Origin of the sequence: Acinetobacter sp. USHLN143, from assembly GCF_037145695.1 — a bacterium.
GTDB lineage: Bacteria > Pseudomonadota > Gammaproteobacteria > Pseudomonadales > Moraxellaceae > Acinetobacter > Acinetobacter fasciculus.
In genome coordinates, this window is sequence record NZ_JBBCWZ010000157.1 from 1 (window position 1) to 1,726 (window position 1,726).

The 1,726-nt window shown below is 35.0% G+C and carries 2 protein-coding genes; one reads left to right on the top strand and one right to left on the bottom strand.

What is annotated here, in order from left to right:
* Positions 1 to 331 precede the first annotated feature (331 nt).
* Positions 332 to 1,021, bottom strand: a complete 690-nt coding sequence (locus tag WFH18_RS17365) for a GntR family transcriptional regulator (protein ID WP_004281969.1) — start codon at positions 1,019 to 1,021, stop codon at positions 332 to 334.
* A 620-nt stretch (positions 1,022 to 1,641) separates the two neighbouring features.
* Between WFH18_RS17365 and WFH18_RS17370 the strand changes: the two genes are divergently transcribed.
* Positions 1,642 to 1,726 (top strand): transposase-like zinc-binding domain-containing protein (locus WFH18_RS17370; protein ID WP_442892475.1); only part of this gene is annotated, 85 nt, incomplete at its 3' end.

Genomic DNA, 1,726 nt, shown 5'->3' on the forward strand with positions numbered 1-1,726 from the left:
TAACTTTATGGTGAATATTATGGCTGCTATAGTGGCTTATTGCTTAAATCCAAATAAGCCAACTTTCCAAAACTTGCTAAAAAGCTAAAATATTTCATCGAACTCAGGTTAAGTATGTATTTGGCAGTCTAAAAACTTTCAAAATGCTTTCAGAACGTTATCGCAATAGAGCTAAAAGCCCCCCCTTTTGAGATTCAATCTAGTTGCTGGAATTTATAATTTGCAACTGAGTAAGAATGATTTATGAAGGAGGTCTAATCTAAGAAAATAAAAAAATTCCTAAAACCATTTAACTTCTTAGGATTTGAATGGGCAGGATATAAATATAAGCTTATGCTTGAATATCTAAGGTCATTTCAATTTTGTCCTGTGACCAGATTTCGATGTCATATTCAATCACTAGATCATCTGATTTTGAAATACGTTCAATATAAGTGGCGGTTTGACTTAAAGGAATACCTAAGTGCTGGCTCTCAAAATGAGACACACCGGTATTTTTAATTTTTAACTGACTACTCGTGTAATTATAATGAAAGTGATTTTTAATGACATCTTGGACCGAAGTAATCACATTATAATTCAGCACATCTGGAAACAGCGCAACAGGTAAATAATTATATTCTAGAAGTACTGGTACATCATCAGCATAACGTAAACGGATAATTTCAATAAAGCCCAATTTACGATTTTCTTCGCTAAAAAGATTACTGTGATCCAATCGCTGCAGCTGTCTGGTCGAGATCAGTTCAGTTCTGGCATTAAAACCCTGTGCCTTCATATAAGAACGAAAATTTTCAATTGAGTTTGGATAATATTGAATTTTTTTATTACTCACGAACCAGCCGAGATTTTGCCGTTTGAAAATTTTATCTTCGGCACGAAGCTGTTCATAGGCCTTACGCACTGTTTCCCTTGAACAGTCAAACTTTAATGCCAAGTACCGTTCGGATGGAATTATTTGATTAGAACTGTAATTTTTCAATTCAGCCTCAATCAAATCTCTGATTTCCATATACTTCATTCAGTGAATCCAGTGAGTGCTCATAAGTGATAAAGATAGTACTAAATTAAAGAACAGAGGAAAATTGAAAACAAGGTACAGATCAGTAAAAAGATGCATTCCCTTGTTTTAATGAGAATGTTTAGCAGCATGATTGATACGTGATTCTGAGAGAATATCGTTGTCCACTCATAATGTTCTCATTTATGCAAAAAGAATAGACTAAATTTGTCTAGGAGAGTGGTGACAGTCTAATCTAATTAAAAGGCATCTACAAAATCGGCGGCTATTCGTAATAGTCGACTGAGAAAATTACGTACCTTGATTCTAGACATTATTGCCCACCTCTACTAGCACATTTCCTGACACAGTCCCTATCTATACATTTGAATGCCTTTGACTATTAAAGATTATCTTTAATAAAATGAGCTTTATAGGGCAATATACTAAGATCTCCAGACTGTTGAATCCGGCAAGCGCACTGAGTGCGGTTCCGTAACGTGACACTGGGTAACGTCTTGGACTGCTGTATGTAGACAAAAAATGAAAGCTGCGGTTTAAAGCTGGCGTCCTTCAAAATTTGGTGGTGTTTCAAAAAGTATGCTGAAACAAAGTAGGTTGAATTTTGATAAAATAGAGAAATGCGAATAACTCTAGAAATCAAATGTCCAACCTGCCTCAGTGACAGTATAAAGAAAAATGGCATCAAAGTAGATGGGAAACAAA

Bases quoted from the DNA above. Each gene is read 5' to 3' on its own strand.
- WFH18_RS17365 (WP_004281969.1), bottom strand. From the start codon at position 1,021: ATGAAGTATATGGAAATCAGAGATTTGATTGAGGCTGAATTGAAAAAT.